This window comes from Kitasatospora albolonga (assembly GCF_039535905.1).
GTDB lineage: Bacteria > Actinomycetota > Actinomycetes > Streptomycetales > Streptomycetaceae > Kitasatospora > Kitasatospora albolonga.
Genome location: NZ_BAAAYB010000065.1, coordinates 128,304 through 153,272, shown reverse-complemented (window position 1 = coordinate 153,272; position 24,969 = coordinate 128,304). Strand labels below are relative to the sequence as shown.

Below are 24,969 nucleotides of genomic sequence, written 5' to 3'. Positions count from 1 at the left end.
GCGGTGCAGGAGTGCCGGGCGGGGTCGGGTAGCGTCGACCCTGCCATGGATCTCGCATACATTCCGAGCCCGTCGCGGGGCGTCCTCTACCTGGGGCCGGTCCCGCTGCGCGCCTACGCGTTCTGCATCATCATCGGTGTCGTCGTGGCCGTCTGGCTCGGCAGCAAGCGCTGGGTCGCCAGGGGCGGCGCCAAGCACACCGTCGGGGACATCGCCGTCTGGGCGGTGCCGTTCGGCCTGGTGGGCGGCCGCCTCTACCACGTGATCACCGACAACCAGCTGTACTTCGGGGAGGACCGGAACCCGGTCGACGCCCTGAAGATCTGGGAGGGCGGCCTCGGAATCTGGGGCGCGATCGCCTTCGGTGCCGTCGGCGCCTGGATCGGCGCCCGCCGCCGGGGCGTGCCGCTGCCCGCCTACGCCGACGCGATCGCCCCGGGCATCGCGCTGGCCCAGGCCTGCGGTCGCTGGGGCAACTGGTTCAACCAGGAGCTGTACGGCCGGGCCACCGACCTGCCGTGGGGCCTGGAGATCCACAAGGTCGAGGCGGACGGCACCGTGGTGGACGGGGTCTTCCACCCGACCTTCCTCTACGAGTCGCTCTGGTGCGTCGGCGTCGCGCTGCTGGTGATCTGGGCGGACAAGCGCTTCACCCTCGGCCACGGCCGGGCCTTCGCGATCTACGTCGCCGCGTACAGCGTCGGCCGCTTCTGGATCGAGGGGATGCGGATCGACGAGGCGCACCACTTCCTGGGCCTGCGCCTGAACGAGTGGACCGCGATCCTCACCTTCGTCGCCGCGATCGTCTACCTGGTGGTGGTCGGCAGGCTGCGCCCCGGCCGGGAGGCTCCGGACAGCATCGACCCGGCCTCGAACGTGGGCGAACTGACGGTGTCCGCACCGGAGTCCGCCACCGGCGACCAGACCCCCGCCGAGACGCCGGCCGAGGCCCCCGCCGAATCGGACCGACCGGAGCCCGGCACCAAGGCCTGACCTGCGACTCCCCAACTCCTCGGCCGCCCGCACCGCTTGGTGCAGGGCGGCCGAAGTCGTGTTCGGGAAGCCTTACTTTGCTGGAAAGCCCCGATACATCGGACTACCTTTCAAATCGTCACGAGAAGACCGCAACCACCTTCCTGAGGGGGGCTATTCGCCATGGCCGCGACCATTGCCGAGCCGATCGCCGAGGAGAACCCGATGCCGCGCATCCCGGCCGAGGGGCACCACCGGGACGTCAACGGCGGCTGGCTGCGTCCGGCGGTCTTCGGCGCCATGGACGGCCTGGTGTCCAACTTCGCGCTGATGACCGGTGTGGTCGGCGGCGCCGCCTCGCCGGGCACGGTGATCATCACCGGGCTGGCCGGCCTGGCCGCCGGGGCCTGCTCGATGGCGGCGGGGGAGTACACCTCGGTGGCCTCCCAGCGCGAGCTGGTCGAGGCCGAGATCGAGGCCGAGCGGCTGGAGCTGCGCCGCAACCCGCAGGGCGAGCTGGCCGAGCTGGCCGAGCTCTACGTCTCGCGCGGGGTGGAGCCCGAGCTGGCCAAGGAGGTGGCCCGGCAGCTCTCCGCCGACCCGGAGCAGGCGCTGGAGGTGCACGCCCGCGAGGAGCTCGGGGTGGACCCGACCGACCTGCCCTCCCCGATGGTGGCGGCGGTCTCCTCCTTCCTCTGCTTCGCGGCCGGCGCGCTGCTCCCGCTGCTGCCCTACCTGCTGGGCGCCACCTCGCTGGCCCCGGCCCTGGTGCTCTCGCTGATCGGCCTGTTCCTGTGCGGCGCGGTGGTGGCCCGGGTGACGGCCCGCACCTGGTGGTTCAGCGGCCTGCGCCAGCTGGTGCTGGGCGGTGCCGCGGCGGCCGTGACCTTCGGGCTGGGCGCGCTGATCGGCGGCCAGATCGGCTGACCGGGCGAGCATGGTTATGACATTGCACACATGGTTCTGCGGGCCGACCTGCGCAGATCCCGGCCGAGCCGTGGTCCGGCCGCAGAATCTCATGCCGCGCTCGCCGATCGACGCAGGATTCGCAGGGCACCCGTTCTCGACATGTGGACAGGGAATTACGCCCCTGTTTCGTCCTCGGGGGCAGGGGGCACACTGGTGGGGGCACGCGGCCGAGAGCACGCCTCCGGCCCGTCCCCGATACGTCAGGTTGAGCGCCCTGACCAGGGCGGACTGTCCGCACTGTGGACGAGAAATCCCACTGTCCGGTCAGTCCGACATCATGTAACCTGCACGAAATCGCATGAGGGCCAACGTCGTCCCTACTGCACCAAGCACTTGCCAGAGACGACGACGGGAGAGCCGATGCTGTCTGCATCCATGCACTCCGCCAACGAGCCCGGTCAGGCCGCCGCGCGGCCTTACGCGCTCGTTCCGGATGCGCGACCCACTGCTCAGGGCCTGTACGACCCGCGTAACGAGCACGACGCCTGCGGCGTCGGTTTCGTCGCCACGCTGACCGGCATCGCCGACCACACGATCGTCGACCAGGCGCTGACCGTCCTGCGCAACCTGGAGCACCGAGGCGCCACCGGCGCCGAGCCGGACTCCGGTGACGGCGCGGGCATCCTGACCCAGGTGCCGGACGCGTTCCTGCGCTCCAAGGTCTCCTTCGAGCTCCCCGAGGCCGGCTCCTACGCCGTCGGCATCGCCTTCCTGCCGGACGAGGACGCCGCCGACGCGGCCGCCGTCGCGCAGATCGAGGCCATCGCCGCCGAGGAGGACCTGACCGTCCTCGGCTGGCGCGAGGTGCCGGTCACCCCCGACCTGCTCGGCGCCACCGCCCGTTCGGTGATGCCGCGCTTCCGCCAGCTCTTCGTCACCGGCGAGGGCAAGAGCGGGATCGCGCTGGACCGGGTCGCCTTCGTCGTCCGCAAGCGCGCCGAGCGCGAGGCCGGGGTGTACTTCCCCTCGCTCTCCGCCCGGACCATCGTCTACAAGGGCATGCTGACCACCGGTCAGCTGGAGCCCTTCTTCCCCGACCTGTCGGACCGGCTCTTCGCCTCCGCCATCGGCCTGGTGCACTCGCGGTTCTCCACGAACACCTTCCCGAGCTGGCCGCTGGCCCACCCGTACCGCTTCGTCGCCCACAACGGTGAGATCAACACCGTCAAGGGCAACCGGAACTGGATGACGGCCCGTGAGTCCCAGCTGGCCACCGACCTGATCCCGGGCGACCTGAACCGGATCTTCCCGATCTGCACCCCGGACCACTCCGACTCGGCCTCCTTCGACGAGGTCCTGGAGCTGCTCCACCTGGGCGGCCGCTCGCTGCCGCACTCGGTGCTGATGATGATCCCGGAGGCGTGGGAGAACCACGCCACCATGGAGCCGGCCCGCCGCGCCTTCTACCAGTACCACTCCAACCTGATGGAGCCCTGGGACGGCCCGGCCTGCGTGACCTTCACCGACGGCACCCAGATCGGCGCGGTCCTGGACCGCAACGGCCTGCGCCCGGCCCGGTACTGGGTCACCGAGGACGGCCTCGTGGTGCTCTCCTCCGAGGTCGGCGTGCTCGACATCGACCAGGAGAAGGTGACCCGCAAGGGCCGCCTGCAGCCGGGCAAGATGTTCCTCATCGACACCGCCGAGGGCCGGATCGTCGAGGACGAGGAGATCAAGTCCGCGCTGGCCGACGAGCACCCGTACCAGGAGTGGGTGGCCGCCGGGCAGATCGAGCTCAAGGCGCTGCCCGAGCGCGAGCACATCCACCACACCCACGCCTCGGTGACGCGCCGTCAGCAGACCTTCGGCTACACCGAGGAGGAGCTGCGGGTCATCCTGGCCCCGATGGCCAAGACCGGCGGCGAGGCGCTCGGCTCGATGGGCACCGACAGCCCGATCGCGGCGCTGTCCGAGAAGCCCCGGCTGCTCTTCGACTACTTCGTGCAGCTCTTCGCGCAGGTCACCAACCCGCCGCTGGACGCCATCCGCGAGGAGCTCGTCACCTCGCTGCTGTCCAACCTCGGGCCGGAGGGCAACCTGCTCTCCACCACCTCCGCGCACTGCCGCTCGATCGGCATCACCTTCCCGGTGATCGACAACGACGAGCTGGCCAAGCTGACCCACGTCAACCAGGACGGCGACCAGCCGGGCCTCAAGGCCGTCACGCTGTCGGGCCTCTACAAGGTCGCCGGCGGCGGCGAGGCGCTGGCCGCCCGGCTCGCGGCCATCGCGGCCGAGGCCGACGCGGCGATCGCCGACGGTGCCCGGATCATCCTGCTGTCGGACCGTCACTCCGACGCCGAGCACGCGCCGATCCCCTCGCTGCTGCTCACCTCCGCGGTGCACCACCACCTGATCCGCACCAAGCAGCGCACCCAGGTGTCGCTGCTGGTCGAGGCCGGTGACGTCCGCGAGGTGCACCACGTCGCGCTGCTGATCGGCTACGGCGCCGGCGCGGTCAACCCGTACCTGGCCATGGAGTCGGTCGAGGACCTGGTCGAGCAGGGCGTCTTCATCCAGGGCATCGAGCCCGAGAAGGCGATCAAGAACCTGATCAAGGCGCTCGGCAAGGGCGTCCTGAAGGTGATGTCCAAGATGGGCATCTCCACCGTCGCCTCCTACCGCGGCGCCCAGGTCTTCGAGGCCATCGGCCTCGACCAGGCCACCGTGGACGCCTACTTCGCGGGCACCACCACCAAGCTCGGCGGCATCGGCCTGGCCGAGGTCGCCAAGGAGGTGGCCGCGCGCCACGCCAAGGCGTACCCGGCCTCCGGCATCTCCGCCGCGCACCGCGCGCTGGAGATCGGCGGCGAGTACCAGTGGCGCCGCGAGGGCGAGCCGCACCTGTTCGACCCGGACACCGTCTTCCGGCTGCAGCACTCGACCCGCTCGCGCCGCTACGACATCTTCAAGCAGTACACCGAGCGGGTGAACTCCCAGTCCGAGCGCCTGATGACGCTGCGCGGCCTGTTCAAGTTCGACGCCAAGGGCCGTGCGCCGATCTCCGTCGACGAGGTCGAGCCGGTCTCCGAGATCGTCAAGCGCTTCTCCACCGGCGCCATGTCGTACGGCTCCATCTCGATGGAGGCGCACGAGACGCTGGCCATCGCGATGAACCGCCTCGGCGGCAAGTCCAACACCGGTGAGGGCGGCGAGGACCCGGAGCGCCTGTACGACCCGGAGCGCCGCTCGGCGATCAAGCAGGTCGCCTCCGGCCGCTTCGGCGTCACCTCCGAGTACCTGGTGAACGCGGACGACATCCAGATCAAGATGGCCCAGGGCGCCAAGCCCGGCGAGGGCGGCCAGCTGCCCGGCCACAAGGTCTACCCGTGGGTGGCCCGGACCCGGCACTCCACCCCGGGCGTCGGTCTGATCTCGCCGCCGCCGCACCACGACATCTACTCCATCGAGGACCTGGCTCAGCTGATCCACGACCTCAAGAACGCCAACCCGGACGCCCGCATCCACGTGAAGCTGGTCTCCGAGGTCGGCGTCGGCACCGTCGCGGCGGGCGTCTCCAAGGCGCACGCGGACGTGGTGCTGGTCTCCGGCCACGACGGCGGCACCGGCGCCTCGCCGCTCACCTCGCTCAAGCACGCGGGCGGTCCCTGGGAGCTCGGCCTGGCCGAGACCCAGCAGACCCTGCTGCTGAACGGGCTGCGCGACCGGATCGTGGTCCAGACGGACGGTCAGCTCAAGACCGGCCGCGACGTGGTCATCGCCGCCCTGCTGGGCGCCGAGGAGTTCGGCTTCGCCACCGCCCCGCTGGTGGTCTCCGGCTGCATCATGATGCGGGTCTGCCACCTGGACACCTGCCCGGTCGGCGTCGCCACCCAGAACCCGGTGCTGCGCGAGCGCTTCTCCGGCAAGCCCGAGTTCGTGGTGAACTTCTTCGAGTTCATCGCGGAGGAGGTCCGGGAGATCCTGGCCGAGCTGGGCTTCCGCTCCATCGAGGAGGCGGTCGGCCACGCCGAGCACATCGACGCCGCCGACGCGATCACCCACTGGAAGGCGGCCGGTCTCGACCTGGCCCCGCTGTTCCACGTGCCCGAGCTGCCCGAGGGCGCGGCCCTGCACTGCACCACCACGCAGGACCACGCGCTGGACAAGGCGCTGGACAACCAGCTGATCGCGCTCGCCGAGGACGCGCTGGAGCGCGGCGACTCGGTCCGCATCCAGCTCCCGGTCCGCAACGTCAACCGGACGGTCGGCACCATGCTCGGCCACCAGGTGACGAAGCGTTACCGGGGCGAGGGCCTGCCCGAGGGCACCATCGACGTGACCCTCACCGGTTCGGCCGGCCAGTCCTTCGGCGCCTTCGTGCCCAAGGGCGTGACGCTCCGTCTGGAGGGCGACGCCAACGACTACGTGGGCAAGGGCCTCTCCGGCGGCGTGGTCATCGTCCGCCCGGCGCGGGACGCGGCCGCCATCGGCGCCGACGCCCAGAACCACGTGATCGCGGGCAACACCATCGGCTACGGCGCCACCTCGGGCCGGATCCACCTGCGCGGCAAGGCCGGCGAGCGCTTCGCCGTCCGCAACTCCGGTGCCACCCTGGTGGTCGAGGGCGTGGGCGACCACGGCCTGGAGTACATGACCGGCGGGCGGGTCGTCATCCTGGGCGAGACCGGCCGCAACCTGGCGGCGGGCATGTCCGGTGGCATCGCCTACGTGCTGGACCTGCGCCCGGCCAACGTGAACGACGGCATGGTGGGCATCGAGGCCCCCTCGGCCGACGACCGCGAGTGGCTGCGCGAGACCGTCCAGCAGCACTACGAGGAGACCGGCTCCACCGTCGCCGCCGAGCTCCTGGCTGACTGGGGCAGCGGGGTCTCCCGCTTCTCCAAGATCATGCCGACCGACTACAAGGCTGTGCTCGCCGCCAAGGACGCCGCTGAGCGCGATGGCCTCTCCGAGGCCGAGACCACTCGCAAGATGATGGAGGCGGCACATGGCTGACCCCAAGGGCTTCCTGACCACGCCCAAGCAGCTGGCCGAGCGCCGTCCCGTGGACGTCCGTCTGCGGGACTGGAACGAGGTCTACGTCGAGCGCAGCCTCCTGCCGATCATCACCAAGCAGGCCGGCCGCTGCATGGACTGCGGCATCCCGTTCTGCCACAACGGCTGCCCGCTCGGGAACCTCATCCCCGAGTGGAACGACCTGGCCTTCCGGGACGACTGGAAGGGCGCCATCGAGCGCCTGCACGCGACCAACAACTTCCCGGAGTTCACCGGGCGGCTGTGCCCCGCGCCGTGCGAGTCGGCCTGTGTCCTGGGCATCAACCAGGACGCGGTGACCATCAAGAACGTCGAGGTCACCATCATCGACAAGGCCTGGGACAACGGCGGGGTCACCCCGCAGGTCCCCGAGCGCCTGTCGGGCAAGACCGTCGCCGTGGTCGGTTCCGGCCCGGCCGGTCTGGCCGTGGCCCAGCAGCTCACCCGGGCCGGCCACACCGTGGTGGTGTACGAGCGCGCGGACCGGATCGGCGGCCTGCTGCGGTACGGCATCCCCGAGTTCAAGATGGAGAAGCGCCACATCAACCGCCGCATCGAGCAGATGCGCGCGGAGGGCACCCGCTTCCGCACCGGCGTCAGCGTCGGCGAGGACATCACCGGCCAGCAGCTGCGCGAGCGCTTCGACGCCGTGGTGGTCGCCGCCGGTGCCACCACCGCCCGCGACCTCCCCGTCCCCGGGCGGGAGTTGAAGGGCATCCACCAGGCGATGGAGTACCTGCCGCTGGCCAACAAGGTGCAGGAGGGCGACTTCGTCGAGCCCCCCATCTCGGCCAAGGGCAAGCACGTCATCGTGATCGGCGGCGGTGACACCGGCGCCGACTGCCTGGGCACCGCGCTGCGCCAGGGGGCCGCCTCGGTCACCCAGCTGGAGATCATGCCGCGCCCCAGCGACGACCGGCCGGCCGGCCAGCCCTGGCCGACCATGCCGATGACCTACAAGGTCACCTCCGCGCACGAGGAGGGCGGTGAGCGCGTCTACGCGGTCAACACCACCCACTTCACCGGCGACGAGGACGGGAACGTGGCCGAACTCCACCTGGTGGAGGTCGAGTTCAAGGACGGCCGGTTCGAGCCGGTGCCGGGCACCGAGCGGGCCATCCCGGCCCAGCTGGTCACCCTGGCGATGGGCTTCACGGGTACGGACGTGAAGAACGGCCTGGTCGAGCAGCTCGGTGTCGAGCTGGACGCCCGGGGCAACGTGAACCGGGACGCCAAGTTCGCCACCAACGTGGACGGCGTGTACGTCTGCGGCGACGCCGGCCGCGGCCAGTCGCTGATCGTCTGGGCCATCGCGGAGGGCCGTTCGGCCGCCGCCGCGGTGGACAAGTACCTGGGCGGCAAGACCCCGCTGCCCGCCCCGATCCGCCCGACCGACCGCCCGCTGGTGGTCTGACCACTTCCGGTGGTCACCTTCAAATCCCTCACCAGAAACCGCCGGACGCCTTTGGTTCGGCTGCTTTAACCGCCTGCCCGTCAGAGCCGCCGGGCTCATGCGGTCCCTACGGCGCCTGCTCCCTCCCCGACCAAGTGGGGAGCAGGCGCCGTTTCTTGCGTTTCCGTCAGGTTAATGACAGGTAGAAGCTGTACGTTCGCTGGATGCGCACGGGAACCTGACGATGACCGCCGTACCCTTTCCGGGTTCGCCCCCGATGTGACGTACGGAGTCCTGCTGGTCCGTCAGATTCTGGCTGGTCAAGTTAGTTGACGGTTGAATGTCAGGTTCCTTTCGGATGTGATGGGCCGCAGTGGTGAGCGAGCCGGGTTCGAATTCGACGGCCCACGCTGCCACTTCCTTTCGGTGCCCCACGCCCGAGTCCTGTCACCGCATCCGGACCAGCCCGGCCCAATTGGGCGGTCCAGCGTATCCGAAACACGTCAAAGCGGCACCGGTCCATTTCTGGCCGTTGCCGGAAGGAAGGACCAACTGTGGCTCAAGTGACGGCAGTTGAGGCTCAAGACTGGCTGATCGAGAAGATCGCCCACCGGCTCGGATCCACGCCGGACCAGGTCTCGCCGGAGCAGTACTTCGACGAGCTGGACCTGGACTCCACCGAGGCGCTGATCCTGGCCGGGGAGATGGAGAGCTGGCTCGGCTTCGAGCTCGGCACCACCACCCTCTGGTACCACCCGACCATCAAGGACCTGGCGGCCCACATCGCGGAGGAGTGCAGCCGGCGTGCAGCCGCGTAGAAGCGGGCCCGCCCTGGTCCTGCCGCTGCGCCCGGCCGGACCGGGCGGCCGCACCGTCCACCTGGTGCACCCCGGGGCGCTGGCCGCCCAGGTGCACCACACCCTGGCCGAGGCCCTGCCGGACGGGACCGGGCTGACCGTGCTGGACCTCTCCGCCCTGCCCGAGTACGGCGAGGCCGCCCTCACCGGCGGCCGGGCCGAGACCACCGTCGGGGCGCTCGCCGAGCGGCTGACCGCCGAACTGAGGGACGGCCAAGTCACCTTGCTGGGTTGGTCGTTCGGCGGCGTGGTGGCCCAGGCCATGGTGGAGCTGCTGCCCGCCGAGCGGCGCCCGGAGCAGTTGGTCCTGTTGGACAGCATCGCGCCCACCGAGGAGTACCAGCAGCCCGACGAGGCACTCGAACCGCCGCTCCTGCTGGGCTGGTTCGCCATGTACCTGGGGGCCAAGCGCGGCCGCCCGGTGCCGATCGACCCGGGGGCGCTGGCCGGCCTCGGGACGGACCAGGGCCTGCCCCTCGTCCTGGACGCCGCCACCGCGAGCGGCGCCCTGCTGCCGGACACCCCTCTGCCCGGCCTGCGCAAGCTCTACGACACCTACGTGGACGGCCTGTTGCGCAACAACCGGCTCACCGCCCCGCACCGGCCGGAGCCGTCGAGCGTCCCGTTGGTCCTGGTCAAGGCCGAACAGAGCCTGATCCCGGAGGACCCGACGCTCGGCTGGCAGCCGCTCGCCCCGCGCGGGCTCGGCCTGGCGGTGGTCCCCGGGGACCACTACACGATGCTCACCCGACCGGACGCCGCCCGGGCCGTCGCCCGCCTGCTCGACCTCTGAGCGCCGGGCCGCTCCGGCCCACCCGAGGCCCCGCTCCGCGTACCAGACCGCGCAACCGCCCCGCCCCAGCCCTTCGCCGGGCCCGGGCCGGGCGGCAGACCCGGCCATCCGAGACCAAGAGAGCCCCGCCGTGAACCCTTCGCAGCCAGCGCACTCCCCGAAGCACACTCCCCTCGAAGCCGGCAGACCGAGCGACCGCGAGCTCGACCGCCGCCTCGCCAACGACCCGATCGCCATCGTCGGCATGTCCGCCCTGTACCCCAAGTCCCGTGACCTGCGGGAGTTCTGGTCCAACGTGGTGGCGGCGGCCGACTGCATCGAGGAGGTCCCGGCCGACCACTGGGACCTGGACGAGCACTACGACCCGGACCCGAACGCGCCGGACAAGACCTACTCCCGGCACGGCGGCTTCATCCCCACCGTGGAGTTCAACCCGCTGGAGTTCGGCCTGCCGCCGAACACCCTGGAGGTCACCGACGTCCTCCAGCTGCTCAGCCTGATGGTCGCCCGCGACCTGCTGAAGCACGCCGGGGCCGACCAGGGCTGGTACGACCCGTCCCGCACCGGCGTGGTGCTCGGCGTCACCGGCGCCAACCAGCTCACCCAGCCGCTCTCGGCCCGTCTGCAGACCCCGGTCATCAAGGAGGTGGCCCGCAGCGTCGGGCTCTCCGAGCAGGACGCCGAGGAGATCGCGGAGAAGTTCAAGCTGGCCTTCGCGCCCTGGGAGGAGAACTCCTTCCCCGGCATGCTGGGCAACGTGGTGGCCGGCCGGGTGGCCAACCGCCTCGACCTCGGCGGCATCAACATGACCATCGACGCCGCCTGCGCCTCCTCGCTCGGTGCGGTGAAGTCCGCGATCAGCGAGCTGATCGAGGGCCGCTCCGACACCATGCTGGTCGGCGGCTGCGACGCCGAGAACACCATCTTCATGTACCTCTGCTTCGCCAAGACCCCGGCCTTCTCCAAGGCCGGCCGCATCCGCCCCTTCGACAAGGAGGCCGACGGCACCCTGATCGGCGAGGGCATCGGCATGCTGGCGCTGCGCCGCCTCGCCGACGCCGAGCGCGACGGCAACACCATCTACGCCGTGATCAAGGGCATCGGCGCCTCCAGCGACGGCCGCTTCAAGTCCATCTACGCGCCGCGCAAGGAGGGCCAGATGACGGCCCTGCGGCGGGCCTACCAGGACGCGGACTGCACGCCCGAGAGCATCGAGCTGTTCGAGGCGCACGGCACCGGCACCGCGGTCGGCGACGCCACCGAGCTCTCCGCGCTGGCGGCCGTGGTCGCCGAGTCCACCGAGGCCCGGCAGTTCGCCGCCGTCGGCAGCGTCAAGTCCCAGATCGGGCACACCAAGGCGGCCGCCGGCGCGGCCGGTCTGATCAAGCTCTCGATGGCCCTGCACCACAAGCTGCTGCCGCCCACCATCAACGTGGACGAGCCCAACCCGGCCATCGACTTCGAGAACAGCCCGTTCTACGTCAACACCGAGACCCGGCCGTGGATCCGCGACCCGGAGCGGGAGCGCCGTCGGGCGGCGATCTCCTCCTTCGGCTTCGGCGGCACCAACTTCCACGTGGTGCTGGAGGAGTACGGCGACGGCGAGGACCTCAAGGTGCTCTTCCCGGTCGCCCGGGTGCACCACTGGCACGCCGCCACGGCCGGCGAGCTGGCCGGGGCGCTGAACGGGCCGGAGTCGGTGGAGGCGGCTCCGGCCGGGCACGCGCGGATCGCGCTGGTCGCCCGGACGGCGGAGGAGCTGGCCGAGCTGCGCGCGCTGGCCGCCGCCGAGCTGGCCGCCAAGCCGGGCGTGACCGAGTGGGCGCACCCCAAGGGCGTCTACTTCCGTTCCACCGCAGGGGAGTTCGGCAAGGTCGGCGCGCTCTTCGCGGGCCAGGGGAGCCAGTACGTCAACCCGGGCCACCGGGCCGTGCTCGCCGTCCCGCCGCTGCGGGCCGCCTTCGACGCCGCCAACCGCCGCTTCTCCGGCGCCGAGCCGCTCTCCCGGGTGGCCTTCCCGCCGCCGGCCTTCGACCCGGCCTCGCGCGGCGGTCAGGAGGAGGCGCTGCGCCGCACCGAGTACGCGCAGCCCGCGATCGGCGCGCTGGCGGCCGGCCAGTTCCGCTACCTGAGCGACCTCGGCTTCGCCGCCGAGGGCCACCTCGGCCACAGCTTCGGCGAGTTGACCGCCCTCTGGGCGGCCGGGGCGCTGGACGACGAGGCCTTCTTCGGCCTGGCCCGGGCCCGGGGCGCCGCGATGGCGCCGCCCGCCGAGGCCGGGTTCGACCCCGGTGCGATGGCCGCGCTCAGCGCGGACGACCAGCAGGTCGCCGAGCTGCTGGCCGCCCGCGACGGCGTGGTGGTCTGCAACCGCAACGCGGCCGACCAGATCGTGGTCGGCGGCGGCACCGCCGAGATCGAGGCCCTGGTGGCGGCGGCGAAGGCCGCCGGTGTGCGGGCCAGCCGGCTGCCGGTCTCGGCCGCCTTCCACACCCCGTACGTGGCGCACGCGGTGGAGGCCTTCCGCGCGAGCGTCGAGCAGGTCGAGGTGCGCGAGCCGCGCGGCCCGGTGTACGCCAACACCCCGGGTGCGGTCTACGGCGCGGACGTCGCGGCCAACCGGGCCGTGCTGGCCGAGCAGTTGGTCAACCCCGTGCACTTCGCCGACCGGGTCGAGGAGATGTACGCGGCCGGGTTCCGCACCTTCGTGGAGTTCGGCCCGAAGGGTGTGCTCACCCAGCTGGTCCGCCGCATCCTCGGTGAACGCCCGCATCAGGCTGTTCAGTTGGACCCGGGCCCGGGCGGTGACGCCGACGTCGCGCTGAAGCGCGCGGTGGCGCAGCTGCTGGTGCTCGGCCTGCCGCTCACCGCGGCCGACCCGTACGTGGCGGCCGAGACGGCGGAGGAGGCCGGGAAGAAGGGCATGGCGGTGCCGCTGAACGGCATCAACCACGTGTCCGAGCAGCGCAAGGCCGCCTACAAGGAGGCGTTGGAGAACGGCTACCGGGTCTCCACGGCTCCGTCGGCCCCGGCCCAGGCCCCGGCCGCCGCCGCGGTGCCGGCGTCGGCCCCGAAGCCCGCCCCGGCCCCGGCTCCGGTCGCGGCTCCGGCTCCGGTGGTGGCAGCGCCCGTCGCCGTGACGCCCGCTCCGGCACCCGTCGTCGCCCCGGCTCCCGTCGCCGTGCGGCCCGCCGTCCCGGTGGTGCCGGTGGTTGCGCAACCCGCCTCGCCGGTCATACCCCCGGCCGTCCCCGTACCTGCCCAGGAGGCAGCACCCGTGGAGCACGAAAGCCGGTCCGACCGGCTGTCCGAGCTGATCAGTGATCACCTCGCCCTGCACGACGACTACATGAACGGCCAGATGCAGAGCGCCGAGCGGCTCGCCGGTCTGCTGGAGAACGCGGTCGGTCAGGGCCGGCTGGCCGAGGTGCTCGGCGGCGTGACCGCCGTCAAGGAGCACGGCCTCGCCATCGGCCGCACCCACCTGCGGGCCAACGAGATCCTCCGCGACCTCGCCGCCCTGGAGCTCGGCGGCACCCCGGCACCCACCCCTGTGGTGCCGGCCGCCTTCGCCGCTCCGGTCGCCCCGGTGGCCCCGACTGTCGCCGTGCCCGCCCCGGCCCCGGTCGCCCAGGTGGCACCGGCCCCGGCCCCGGTACGGGAGATCGCCCCCGCCCCGGTCGCTCCGGTGGCCGCACTGCCGCCCGCTCCGGTGGCCGCCCCGGCGCCCGTGGTGGCGGCCCCGGCCCCCGTGCAGGCCGCCGCACCGACGGTCGACGTCGCGTCGGCCCTGCTGGCCGTGGTGTCGGCGAAGACCGGCTACCCGATCGACATGCTCGACCTCGGCATGGACGTCGAGGCGGACCTGGGGATCGACTCGATCAAGCGGGTCGAGATCCTGGGTGTGCTCTCCGAGCAGTTCCCGAGCGACACCCACGTGGGCCCGGAGCAGCTGGGTGAGCTGCGCACCCTGGGCCAGATCGTGGAGTTCATGAGTGCCTCCGCTCCGGTGGCTGCGGCTCCGGTGGCTGCGGCTCCGGTCGCCACCGTTCCGGCCGCCGATGTGGCCGGCGCCCTGCTGGCGGTGGTCTCCGCCAAGACGGGCTACCCGGTGGAGATGCTGGACCTGGGCATGGACGTGGAGGCCGACCTCGGCATCGACTCGATCAAGCGGGTCGAGATCCTGGGTGTGCTCTCCGAGCAGTTCCCGAGCGACACGCACATGGGCCCGGAGCAGCTGGGTGAGCTGCGCACCCTGGGCCAGATCGTGGAGTTCATGAGCGCTGCGGCCCCGGCTGCTCCCGCTCCCGCCGCTCCCGCTCCGGTCGCCGCTGTTCCGAGTGCTGATGTCGCGTCGGCGCTGCTGGCGGTGGTGTCGGCGAAGACCGGTTACCCGGTGGAGATGCTGGACCTGGGCATGGACGTCGAAGCGGACCTGGGGATCGACTCGATCAAGCGGGTCGAGATCCTGGGTGTGCTCTCCGAGCAGTTCCCGAGCGACACGCACATGGGCCCCGAGCAGCTCGGTGAGCTCCGCACGCTGGGTCAGATCGTGGAGTTCATGTCCGGTGCCGTTGCTCCGGCCGCCGCGCCGGTCGCCGCGCCGGTCGCTGCCCCGGCGGCTCCCGCCGTCGACGTGGCGGGTGCGCTGCTCGCGGTGGTGTCGGCGAAGACCGGTTACCCGGTGGAGATGCTGGACCTCGGGATGGATGTCGAGGCGGACCTGGGGATCGACTCGATCAAGCGGGTCGAGATCCTGGGTGTGCTCTCCGAGCAGTTCCCGAGCGACACGCACATGGGCCCCGAGCAGCTGGGTGAGCTGCGCACCCTGGGCCAGATCGTCGAGTTCATGTCCGGTACTGTCGCGCCCCAGCCCGTCGCCGCTCCGGTGGTGGAGGCGTCCGCGCCGGTCGCCGCCGTGCTGCCCGGCCGGCTCGGCCGCACGCACGCCACGCTGACCGAACTGCCGCTCCCGGACCGCCTGGTGGGTGCCTACCCGGCCGGCTCCGGCGCGCTGCTGGTGGACGACGGCGGGGAGCTGACCCCGGTGCTGGCCGAGCGGCTGGCCGCCGAGGGCTGGCAGGTGCAGGTGCTGCGGCTGCCCGGGGTGACCCGGGAGGTCGAGGGGGTCCGCAACCTGGCGCTGAACAGCTGGGGCGTCAACGAGCTGGCGGACCGGATCGAGGAGCTGACCCAGGTCCGACTGGCCGTCAACCTGGCCGTCCGCCGGGACGGCGACTGGGCGGACGGCGTGCGCCGGCTGTCCCACGCGCTGCTCACCGCCAAGCACCTGGTCGAGCCGCTGACCCGGGCCGCCGACGGCGGCCGGGCCTGCTTCGCCACCGTGACCCGGCTGGACGGCGGCTTCGGCCTCGCCGGCGTGGACGAGGCGCTGGCCCCGTCCGGCGGGTACGGCGGTCTGGTGAAGACCCTGGCCGTGGAGGCCCCGGAGCTGTTCTGCCGGGCGGTCGACCTGGCTCCGGCCCTGTCGGACGCGGCCGCCGTCGAGCTGCTGCTGGACGAGCTGCTGGACGCCGCCGCCGAGCCGGTGCAGGTCGGCCACGACGGCACCCGCCGGGTGACCCTCGGTCTGCTGACCACCGATCAGCTCCCCGCCACCACCGAGCCGGTGGCCGCGCCGACCTCCGAGGACCTGATCGTGGTCACCGGCGGAGCCCGTGGCATCACCGCCCGCTGCGTGGTCGATCTGGCCGCGACCCACAAGCCCGGCTTCCTGCTGCTCGGCCGCACCGCGCTGGCCGGAGAGCCTGCCTGGGCCCAGGGCATCACCGGGGACGCCGAGTTGAAGGCCGCCGCCGTCGCGCAGCTGCGCACCGCGGGTGAGAAGCCGACCCCGAAGCGGGTCGAGCAGCTGTACCAGGGCGTGGTGGGCGAGCGGGAGATCCGTCGCACGCTGGCCGAGGTGCAGGCGGCCGGGGGCACGGCGGAGTACCTGGCGGTGGACATCACCGACGCCGCCGCCACCGCCAAGGCGCTGGCCCCGTACGCCGCGAAGGTGACCGGTCTGGTGCACGGCGCGGGCGTGCTGGCGGACCAGCTGATCAGCGCCAAGAAGGCCAGCGAGATCGAGCGGGTCTTCGCGCCCAAGCTGACCGGGCTGCGCTCGGTGCTGGACGCGCTGCCGGCCGACGGCCTCAAGCACGTGGTGCTGTTCACCTCGGTGGCCGGGTTCTTCGGCAACCGCGGCCAGTCCGACTACGCGATGGCCAACGAGGCGCTGAACGCCTGGGCGGCCGGTTGGAAGCGCAAGCACCCGCAGGCCCGGGTGACCGCCCTCAACTGGGGTGCCTGGGACAGCGGGATGGTCTCGCCGCAGATCAAGGCGGTGTTCCGGGAGCGCGGCATCACGCTGATCCCGGAGGAGGTCGGCACGGCCCTGTTCACCGGCCAGTTCGCGCCGGAGCGCGGGCAGGACGTGGTGACGGTGCTGGGCCCGACGACGCCGCTCTCGGTCCGCGAGCAGTCGGTGCCGGAGGCGACGGTGCTGGAGCGCCGCCTGGACGTGCTGGCCGGTGACCCGATCGTGGCCGACCACGTGATCGGCGGGGTGCCGGTGCTGCCGGCCGCCGTCGCGCTCGGCTGGGCGGTCGGTGCGGTGGAGCGGCTCAGCGGGGGGACGGTCCGTCAGGTCCGGGACTTCGCCGTGCACAAGGGCGTCACCTTCGACGGCGGTGAGCACGGCAGCTTCCAGCTGGCGGCCTCCCCGGCCGGTGACGGTGCCACCACCGAGGTGGTGATCCGCTCGGTCGCCGCCGACGGTGCGGTCCGTCCGCACTACGCGGCCGGTGTGGTGCTCGGTGCCGACCCGGCGGGCGAGGTGAACCGGCCGAGCATGGCCGGGCTGCCCGCCCTGGGCCGCGGCCGCGACGCGGCCGGCTTCTACGCCGACGGCACGCTCTTCCACGGCGAGGCCCTGCGCGGACTGCGCAAGGTGCTGGCGGAGGACGAGTCCCGGCTGGTGCTGGAGGCGCAGCTGTCCGAACTCCGGCCCGGGAACGGCGCGTTCGGCGCCTCGCTGTACGGCCCCGGCACCGCCGACCTGCTGCTGCAGGCCGCCCTGGTGTGGATGCGGCTCTACCGCTCGACCGCGAGCCTGCCGCTCTCGGTGGCCCGTGCCGAGCTGTTCCAGGCCCTGCCGGACGGTGAGCCCTTCCTGATCGTGGTCGAGCCGGTCTCCGCCAACGGGGTCAGCGCGTCCCTGACGGTCACCGCCTGCGCCCCCGGCGGCCGGGTGCTGGCCCGCTTCGGCGGGATCAGCCTGGTCTCCACCCCGCAGCTGGCCGCCAAGTTCGCCGCCAACTGACGTACCTGGCACCCGGGTCCGGCCGGCCGTCCCCCGTGGGCGGCCGGCCGGGCCCCGGCCCCGTCAGGCTCCGGAAAGGACCACAGCTTCCATGAGCAAGTACGCCATTGTCGGCCTCTCCTGCCTCTTCCCCGGCGCGGCCACGCCCGCCGAGTTCTGGCAGAACCTGAGCGCGGGCGTGGACAGCCGCCGGGAGGGCGGCGCGGAGGTGTTCGGCCCGCAGGCCGACCCCCGCGACGAGGACCCGGCCCACCGCATCTACTGCAGCCGGGGCGGTTTCGTCTCCGGCTTCGACTTCGACCCCACCGGCTACCTGCTGGACGCCGACCGGCTGGCCGGGCTGGACCGGGTCTTCCACTGGACCCTGCACGTGGCCCGCGAGGCGCTGCGCGACAGCGGTGCCGACGGACGCCCGGAGCTGCTGGCCCGGACCGGCCTGATCATGGGCAACTACTCGTTCCCGACGCCCGGTTCGGCTCGGATCAGCCTGCCGCTGGTGGACCGCGCCGTGCTGGCCGGTCTGCGCGAGGCGGGCCTGCCCGGCCTCGACCTGCCCGAGCCGGCCGCCGCCGAGCCCGCCGACGCCCGGGTCAGCGGCGCTCCGGCCCGGGTCGCGGGAGCGGCCCTGGGCCTCGGCGGTCCGCGCTTCGCACTGGACGCCGCCTGCTCCTCCGCGCTCTACGCGCTCAAGCTGGCCTGCGACCAACTCGCGGCCGGCCAGGCGGACCTGGTGCTGGCGGGTGGCGTCTGCGCCCCCGACCCCACCCTGATCCACCTCTCCTTCTCCGATCTGCACGCCTACCCGGAGAACGGCTTCAGCCAGCCCTTCGACTCCTCCTCGGCGGGCATCCTCACCGGCCAGGGCGCCGGGATGGTGGCGGTCAAGCGCCTCGCCGACGCCCAGCGCGACGGGGACCGGATCCACGCCGTGATCGACGGCATCGGGCTCACCAACGACGGCGCCGGCCGTCACCTGCTGCTCCCCAACGCGGCCGGGCAGCACAGCAGTTACCAGCTCGCCTACGCCGAGGCCGGGGTCGAGCCGACCGCGATCGACTACCTGGAGTGCCACGCCACCGGCACCCCGGCCGGTGACTCCACCGAGGCCGAGTCGGTGGCCCGCTGGTTCGGCGGCCACGGCAAGGTGCCGCTGCTGGGCTCGGTGAAGGGCAACATCGGGCACCTGCTGACGGTGGCCGGGCTGAGCAGTCTGCTCAAGGTCATCCTGGCCATGCAGCACGGCGAACTCCCGCCCACCGTCGGGGTGGACACCCCGGTGGACGCCACCGTCGGCGGCGCCCTGGTGCGCGAGCGGACGGCCTGGCCCGCGCACGAGGGCCCGCGCCGGGCGGCGGTCTCCGCCTTCGGCTTCGGCGGCACCAACGCCCACGTGGTGCTGTCGAACTCGGCGGAGCAGGTGGCCGAGGCGCAGCCGGTGGAGGCGCCCGCGCTGGACATCGTCGGGCTCGGCGCGCACTTCGGCACCCTGGAGACGGTGGCCGAGTTCGAGCGGGCCCTGCACGAGGGCGCCGACGCGTTCCGTACGCTGCCCGAACTGCGCTGGCGCGGCATGGAGTCCGGCCCGGTGCCGGAGGGCGGCTTCGTCGACCAGGTGGCCATCGACCCGGTGGACTACCGGATCCCGCCGGCCGACCTGCGCAACTACAACCTCCAGCACGCCCTGATGGCCAAGGTGGCCGACGAGGCGCTGGCCGACGCGGGCTTCGCCCGCACCCCGGCCGAGGGCCAGTCGGTGCCGGCCCCGCGCCGGGTCGCGGTGGTCGTCGCGATGGAGATCGAGCCCAGCGCCCACCTGCACCTGGCCCGGCACGGCCTGGCCGGGCGGCTGCGCGAGGCGTACGCGGCGGCCGGTCTGGAGCTGACGGACCAGCAGGTCGAGCAGCTGGCCGCGGCGGCCCGGGACGGCGTGCACCAGCCGATCGTGGCCAACGAGGTGCTCAGCTACATCGGCAACATCATGGCCAGCCGGATCTCCGCCCTGTGGAACCTGACCGGCCCCTCCTTCACCATCTCCTCCGACGGCGCCGGCACCGCCGAGGCGCTGGACATCGCGCGGCTGCTGCTGCTCGACCCGGAGATCGAGGCGGTGCTGGTCGGCGCCGTCGACCTGGCCGGCTCGCCCGAGTCGCTGCTGCTGCGCAAGGACGCCCCGGTGACCGGAGCGGGCCTCAGCTTCGGCGCGGGCAGCCAGGGTTGGCGGATCGGTGAGGGAGCCGGCGCCGTGGTGGTGGCCCGCCCCGGGAGCGACCGCCAGGTGTACGCCCGGCTGGACGCCGCCGTGGTGCGGCACGCCGTCCCGGTGGCCGGGGAGCTTCCCGAGGCCGACCCGGCACTGTTCGCCGAGGCGGCCCGCGAGGCGCTGGCGCTCGCCGGGGTCGGCCCGGCCGAGGTCGGCTACCTGGAGGCCCACGCCGGCGGCACGCCGGAGCAGGACGCGGCCGAGCTGACCGCACTGGCGGAGGTCTACCCCGCCGGGGCCTGCGAGCCGGCACTCGGCAGCGGCAAGGCCCAGTTGGGCGACACCCAGGGCGCGGCCACCATGGCCGGGCTGCTGCGCGCGGTGCTGGCCCTGCACCACGGCTACCTGCCGGGGGTGCCCAACTGGCGCGGCCCGGCCGAGGAGCACGCGGAGACCTTCGCGGCGGCGGGCTTCCACCTGCCCGGCGAGTCCCGTCCGTGGCTGCGCGCCGAGCGCTCGGCCCGCCGGTACGCGGCGGTCAGCTTCCTGGGCAGCGGCGGGGCGCACGGACACCTGGTGCTCTCCGCCGGTCAGACCCGCGGCGCGAGCGTGGAACGGGACTGGCGGCGGGCGGGCGGCCCGGTGCTGCTGGCCCTCGGCGCCGAGGACCGCGCTGGGCTGCTGGCCGAACTGGACCGCCACCTCGACCTGCTCTCGGTCAACGCCGACCCGTACGCCCTGGCGGTGGCCGCGAGCCGCCGCCTGACGCCCGGTCGGACCGTGCGCGCGGTGCTGGTCGGCACCGACGCGGACAGCCTCACCGCGCAGCTCACCGCCGCCCGGCGGGACCTGCCCGGGGTGTTCGCGCGGGACGAGGAGTGGGCCACGCCGGCCGGCAGCTACGCCACCGCGCGGCCGATCGGCCCGGAGGGCAAGGTCGCGCTGGTCTACCCCGGAGCCTTCAACTCCTACCCGGGGCTGGGCCGGGACCTGTTCCGCGCCTTCCCCGGCCTGCTCACCCGCTTCGAGGCCGAGGCCGAGCAGCCGGACCGCGCCTTCCGCTCAGCGCTGCTCCACCCGCGCTCCCAGCAGCCGCTCGGGAAGCGGGAGTTGATGGGGCTGGAGGAGAAGCTGGGCGGTGACCTGCCGTTCATGCTGGCCACCGGCACCAGCTTCGCGATCCTCTACACCGACCTGGTCCGTGAGCTGCTCGGGGTCAGGGCGCACGGCGCCTTCGGCTACAGCCTGGGGGAGAGCAGCATGCTGTTCGCCACCGGCGGCTGGCTGCGGGAGGCCCGGCGGGACGACCGGATCAGCGCCACCCCGCTCTTCAAGGACCGGCTCTGCGGGCCGCGCCGGACGGTCCGTGAGCTGTGGGGCCTGGCCGAGGACGCGCCGGACTCGGCGGTCTGGGGCAGCCACGTACTGCTGGCCGGGGCGGAGGACGTGCGGGCCGCGATGGCCTCGTACGACCGGGTGTACCTGACCCACGTCAACACCCCCAACGAGGTGGTCATCGCCGGGGCGCCCGACCAGTGCAAGGCGCTGATCGCCGAGCTCGGCTGCCCCTCGGCCCGCTCGCCCGTCAACTCGGTGATGCACTGCCCGGTGGTGGACGAGGAGTTGGCCGGCCTGGCCGAGCTCAATGACCACCCGGTCGGCCCGGTCGGGGAGTTGGACCTCTTCACCGCCTACGACTACGGCACGGTGGGAGAGTTGGACCGGGAGACGGTCGCCGGGCGGATCGCGCACACGCTCCGCTCCACCATCGACTTCCCCAAGCTCACCCGCACCGCGTACGAGCAGGGCTTCCGCTACTTCGTGGAGGTCGGCCCCAGCTCCACCTGCACCCGCTGGGTGAAGGAGTCGCTGGGCGCCGAGCACCCGCACGTGGCGGTCTCGGTCGACCGGCGCGGGGTGCCCGCCACCAAGGCGATCGCCCAGTTGGCGGCCCGGCTGGTGGCGCACGGCGTCCCGCTCGACCTGACCGGGCTGCTCGGTGAGCTGCCCGCCCCGGAGGGGCGGAAGCGCCTGCGCTTCCCGGTCGGCGGCGGCCCGTCCATCCCGGCCGCCGTGGCCGCCGCGGCCAGGCCGGTCGTCAGCGGCACGGTGGGTGCCCCGGCCGCCTTCGCGGGCGTCGGCATCGTGCCGGGCGCACCGCTCGCCGCCACCGCCGCGTCCAGCGCCCCGCCCGCCGTCTCCGCCCGGCGCCGCCGCGCCGAGGCGGCGACCGTGCCGGCCGGCCCGGTGGCTCAGGCCGCTCCGCGCGGGACGGTCGCCTCGATCGACCTGCCGGGTGCGGGTGCGGCCGCGCGGCCCGGTGTGGGCGCTGCGGCCGGTCCGGCCGCCGCCGCTCCCGCCGGGGCGGGTTCGCCCGCGCAGCCGGGGCAGGTGACCGCCCTCGGTGCGTCCGGGCCCGTCGCGATCATGGCCGGGCCTCCTGCGGTGAGTGCCGCGCCCGCCGCCCCGCCCACCCCGCCGGTACGGCCGTCCGCCGTCGTCCCGCCGTCCCCCGGACCGTCCGGTCCCGTTCCCGTGGAGGGCCAGCCCCCGATGCCTGTCGATCCGTCAGTCGCCGACCCCGAGGTCATCACCTTCGACGGCGAGCCGATCTCCTTCCTGCCCTGGGCCGAGCCCGAGGCGGCCCCGGTGGCCCAGCTGCCCGCGCGGCAGTCCGTGGCCGCCACTGCTCCGCAGGACACCGCTCCGCAGGCGGCTGCGCCGCAGCCCGGCGTCAGCCCGGCGGGCCAGCTGGTCCGCGAGCTGCGCGAGCAGCTGCTCGCCACCCACTCGGTGGTGATGGAGACCCAGCGGGTGCTCCAGGAGTCCACCCTCAGCCGGGCCGAGGCCCTGCTCTCCCAGGCGCCGGTCGTGCAGCCCGGATTGCCGGTGCTCCCGGCCCCCGAGCCGATCGCCTTCGCGATCGAGACCACCGTCCCGCAGGCCTCGGCCCCGGCTCAGGCCCCGGTGCTGCCCGCCGCCGTGCTGCCGCCGGTCACCCCGCAGCCCGTCGCCCCGGCCAAGCCGGCCGGAGTGATCTGGGACCAGGCCGACCTGCTGGAGTTCGCCACCGGCAGCCTGGCCAAGGTCTTCGGCGCCGAGTTCGCCGAGATCGACTCCTACGGCAAGCGGGTGCGCCTGCCCGCCGAGCCCTACCACTTCGTCACCCGGGTCACCGACCTCAAGGCGGAGACCGGCGTCTACCAGCCCTCCTTCATCCGCACCGAGTACGACGTCCCCGAGGACGCCTGGTACACGGTGGACGGCGGTGTGCCGCCGGCCGTGGCGATCGAGGCCGGGCAGTGCGACCTGCTGCTGATCAGCTACCTCGGCATCGACTTCAAGAACAAGGGCAAGCGGGTCTACCGCCTGCTCGACTCCACCCTGGTCTTCCACGGCGACCTGCCGAAGGCCGGGCAGACCCTGCGCTACGACATCTCGATCAACCGCTTCGTCACCCAGGGCGAGACCACGATCTTCTTCTTCTCCTACCTCTGCTACGCGGACGGCGAGTTGATCCTGGAGCTCAAGGACGCCTGCGCCGGCTTCTTCAGCCAGCAGGAGCTGGAGACCCCGCTCGGCGTCGTCATCACCGAGAAGCAGAAGGCCGAGCGGGCCGCGCTGAAGAAGACCTGGTTCAAGCCGTTGGCGGAGACCGGCCACAACGACCTGACCGCCGCCGATCTGGAGCTGCTGGCCCAGGGCAAGCCCGGGGAGGTGTTCGGCCCGCACCACGCTCAGGACGAGGGGATGAACCCGGCGCTGCGGCTGCCGGACGCCCGGCTGCGGATGATCGACGAGCTGCACATCGACCGCACCGGCGGCCCGCGCGGCCTCGGCCTGCTCACCGCGAGCAAGCAACTGCAGCCCGATGCCTGGTACTTCGAGTGCCACTTCCCGGACGACCCGGTGCTGGCCGGCTCCATGGTGGCCGAGGGCGCGGTGCAGGCCCTGCAGGCCTACCTGCTCCACCAGGGCATGCACCTGGTGCTGCCGGACGCGCGCTTCCAGACCATCATCGGCCTGCAGACCGAGGTCCAGGTGCGCGGCCAGATCACCCCGCAGCACAGCGAGATCCGCTACGAGATCGAGGTGATGGAGCTGACCCTGCTCCCGCGCCCCTCGGTGATCGCCGACATCCTGGTCTACCTGGGCGACAAGCCGGTGATCCGGATGCACAACTTCGGCATCCAGATCCGGGAGAAGGAGGGCACCCCGTACCGTCCGGAGGCGGGCGGCGTCCCGGTCTTCCTCGGCCGGCGCAACCGCAGCGGCGAGCCTGCGATGATCAACGAGCTGCACCTGGCGCACGCCGCCAAGGGCGACCTGGGCACCGCGATGGGCCCCGAGTTCGACGTCTACGCGAACAGTCGCGCGCCCTACATCCCCAACGGGGACTTCCAGTTCGTCGACCGCATCATGCGGCTCGACGGCACCCGCGGCGACCTCAACCCGGGCTCGGAGATGGTCACCGAGTACGACTCCCCGGCGGACGCCTGGTACTACACCCAGAACGCCCACCCGCACATGCCGAACGCGGTCTACATGGAGACCTCGCTGCAGGCCGCCATCCTGCTCGGCTACTACCTGGGCGCCACCCTGAAGCGCCCGGAGGAGCAGTACGCGATCCGCAACCTGGACGGCAAGGCCACCCTGGTCAAGGACCTGGACCTGCGCGGGAAGACCATCCGCCACCACTCCAAGCTGCTGATGACCAGCGCCATGTCCGGCGCGGTGCTGCAGAACTTCAGCTACGAACTCTCCGCCGACGGCGAGGTGTTCTACGTCGGCGAGTCGCTGTTCGGCTACTTCAGCGACGCGGCGCTGGCCAACCAGGTGGGCCTGGACGCGGGGACGTACGTGGCCCCGTGGATCGAGCAGGAGCAGCCGGCGAACGTACGCCGGATCGAACTCCCCTCGGACGCACCGGCGTTCACCGACCCGACCGGTGGACGGCTGCACCTGCCGGGCGAGCACTACGCCCTGGTGGACCGGGTCGACCTGGTCGAGGGCGGCGGCAGGTTCGGGGCCGGCTACCTGCACGGGCACCGCGAGGTCCGCCCCGACGAGTGGTACTTCGACTGCCACTTCCACCGCGACCCGGTGATGCCCGGCTCGCTCGGGGTGGAGGCGATCCTCCAGGGCCTGCGGCTCTTCGCCCTGGAGCAGGGCCTGGCCGAGGGGATCGAGCAGCCCCGCTTCGGGCTGGCCGTGGACGTGCCGATGAGTTGGAAGTACCGCGGCCAGATCCTGCGCCACGACCGCGAGTTGAGCTTCGACGTGCACGTGAAGGAGGTCCGCCGCGAGCCCGGCCGGGTGGTCGTGATCGCCGACGCCGACCTCTGGAAGCCCGGCCTGCGGATCTACGAACTCACCGACGTGGCCATCGAGGTCCGCTCCGACGCCGTCTGACGGCTCACCAGACACCCGGGGCTTGCCGGGTCGGTCCTCGGCCCGGCAAGC

General features: G+C 72.7%; 8 protein-coding genes. All 8 read left to right on the top strand.

Annotation, left to right across the window (positions count from 1 at the left end; genetic code table 11):
* Positions 1-45: 45 nt before the first annotated feature.
* The 8 genes from lgt (at position 46) to ABD946_RS16665 (ending at position 24,918) form a co-directional block, all read left to right on the top strand.
* Entirely contained in the window at positions 46-993 is a 948-nt protein-coding gene (lgt, locus tag ABD946_RS16700) for a prolipoprotein diacylglyceryl transferase (protein WP_345284323.1), read from the top strand.
* A gap of 204 nt (positions 994-1,197) precedes the next feature.
* Positions 1,198-1,899: a VIT1/CCC1 transporter family protein gene (locus ABD946_RS16695; protein ID WP_345284363.1), complete on the top strand. Its 702-nt coding sequence runs from the start codon at positions 1,198-1,200 to the stop codon at positions 1,897-1,899.
* 417 nt (positions 1,900-2,316) lie between these two features.
* Positions 2,317-6,900 carry a glutamate synthase large subunit gene (gltB, locus tag ABD946_RS16690; RefSeq protein ID WP_345284362.1) on the top strand — a complete coding sequence of 1,528 codons (4,584 nt, stop codon included), beginning with the start codon at positions 2,317-2,319 and terminating at the stop codon, positions 6,898-6,900.
* The gene (locus tag ABD946_RS16685; protein WP_345284321.1) at positions 6,893-8,353 is read left to right on the top strand and encodes a glutamate synthase subunit beta; all 1,461 of its coding nucleotides are present in this window, start codon (positions 6,893-6,895) and stop codon (positions 8,351-8,353) included. Before gltB ends, ABD946_RS16685 begins: the two co-directional genes overlap by 8 nt.
* A 542-nt stretch (positions 8,354-8,895) precedes the next feature.
* Complete coding sequence (locus tag ABD946_RS16680) at positions 8,896-9,150, top strand: acyl carrier protein (protein WP_345284319.1); 255 nt, start codon at positions 8,896-8,898, stop codon at positions 9,148-9,150.
* The gene (locus tag ABD946_RS16675) at positions 9,137-9,982 is read left to right on the top strand and encodes an alpha/beta fold hydrolase (protein WP_345284317.1); all 846 of its coding nucleotides are present in this window, start codon (positions 9,137-9,139) and stop codon (positions 9,980-9,982) included. The genes ABD946_RS16680 and ABD946_RS16675 overlap by 14 nt, the downstream gene beginning before the upstream one ends.
* A 130-nt stretch (positions 9,983-10,112) precedes the next feature.
* The gene (locus ABD946_RS16670; protein WP_345284315.1) at positions 10,113-17,306 is read left to right on the top strand and encodes an SDR family NAD(P)-dependent oxidoreductase; all 7,194 of its coding nucleotides are present in this window, start codon (positions 10,113-10,115) and stop codon (positions 17,304-17,306) included.
* A gap of 91 nt (positions 17,307-17,397) precedes the next feature.
* Positions 17,398-24,918 carry a beta-ketoacyl synthase N-terminal-like domain-containing protein gene (locus ABD946_RS16665; RefSeq protein ID WP_345284313.1) on the top strand — a complete coding sequence of 2,507 codons (7,521 nt, stop codon included), beginning with the start codon at positions 17,398-17,400 and terminating at the stop codon, positions 24,916-24,918.
* Positions 24,919-24,969: the final 51 nt, after the last annotated feature.

Bases quoted from the DNA above. Each gene is read 5' to 3' on its own strand.
- lgt (WP_345284323.1), top strand. From the start codon at position 46: ATGGATCTCGCATACATTCCGAGCCCGTCGCGGGGCGTCCTCTACCTG.
- ABD946_RS16695 (WP_345284363.1), top strand. From the start codon at position 1,198: ATGCCGCGCATCCCGGCCGAGGGGCACCACCGGGACGTCAACGGCGGC.
- gltB (WP_345284362.1), top strand. From the start codon at position 2,317: ATGCACTCCGCCAACGAGCCCGGTCAGGCCGCCGCGCGGCCTTACGCG.
- ABD946_RS16685 (WP_345284321.1), top strand. From the start codon at position 6,893: ATGGCTGACCCCAAGGGCTTCCTGACCACGCCCAAGCAGCTGGCCGAG.
- ABD946_RS16665 (WP_345284313.1), top strand. From the start codon at position 17,398: ATGAGCAAGTACGCCATTGTCGGCCTCTCCTGCCTCTTCCCCGGCGCG.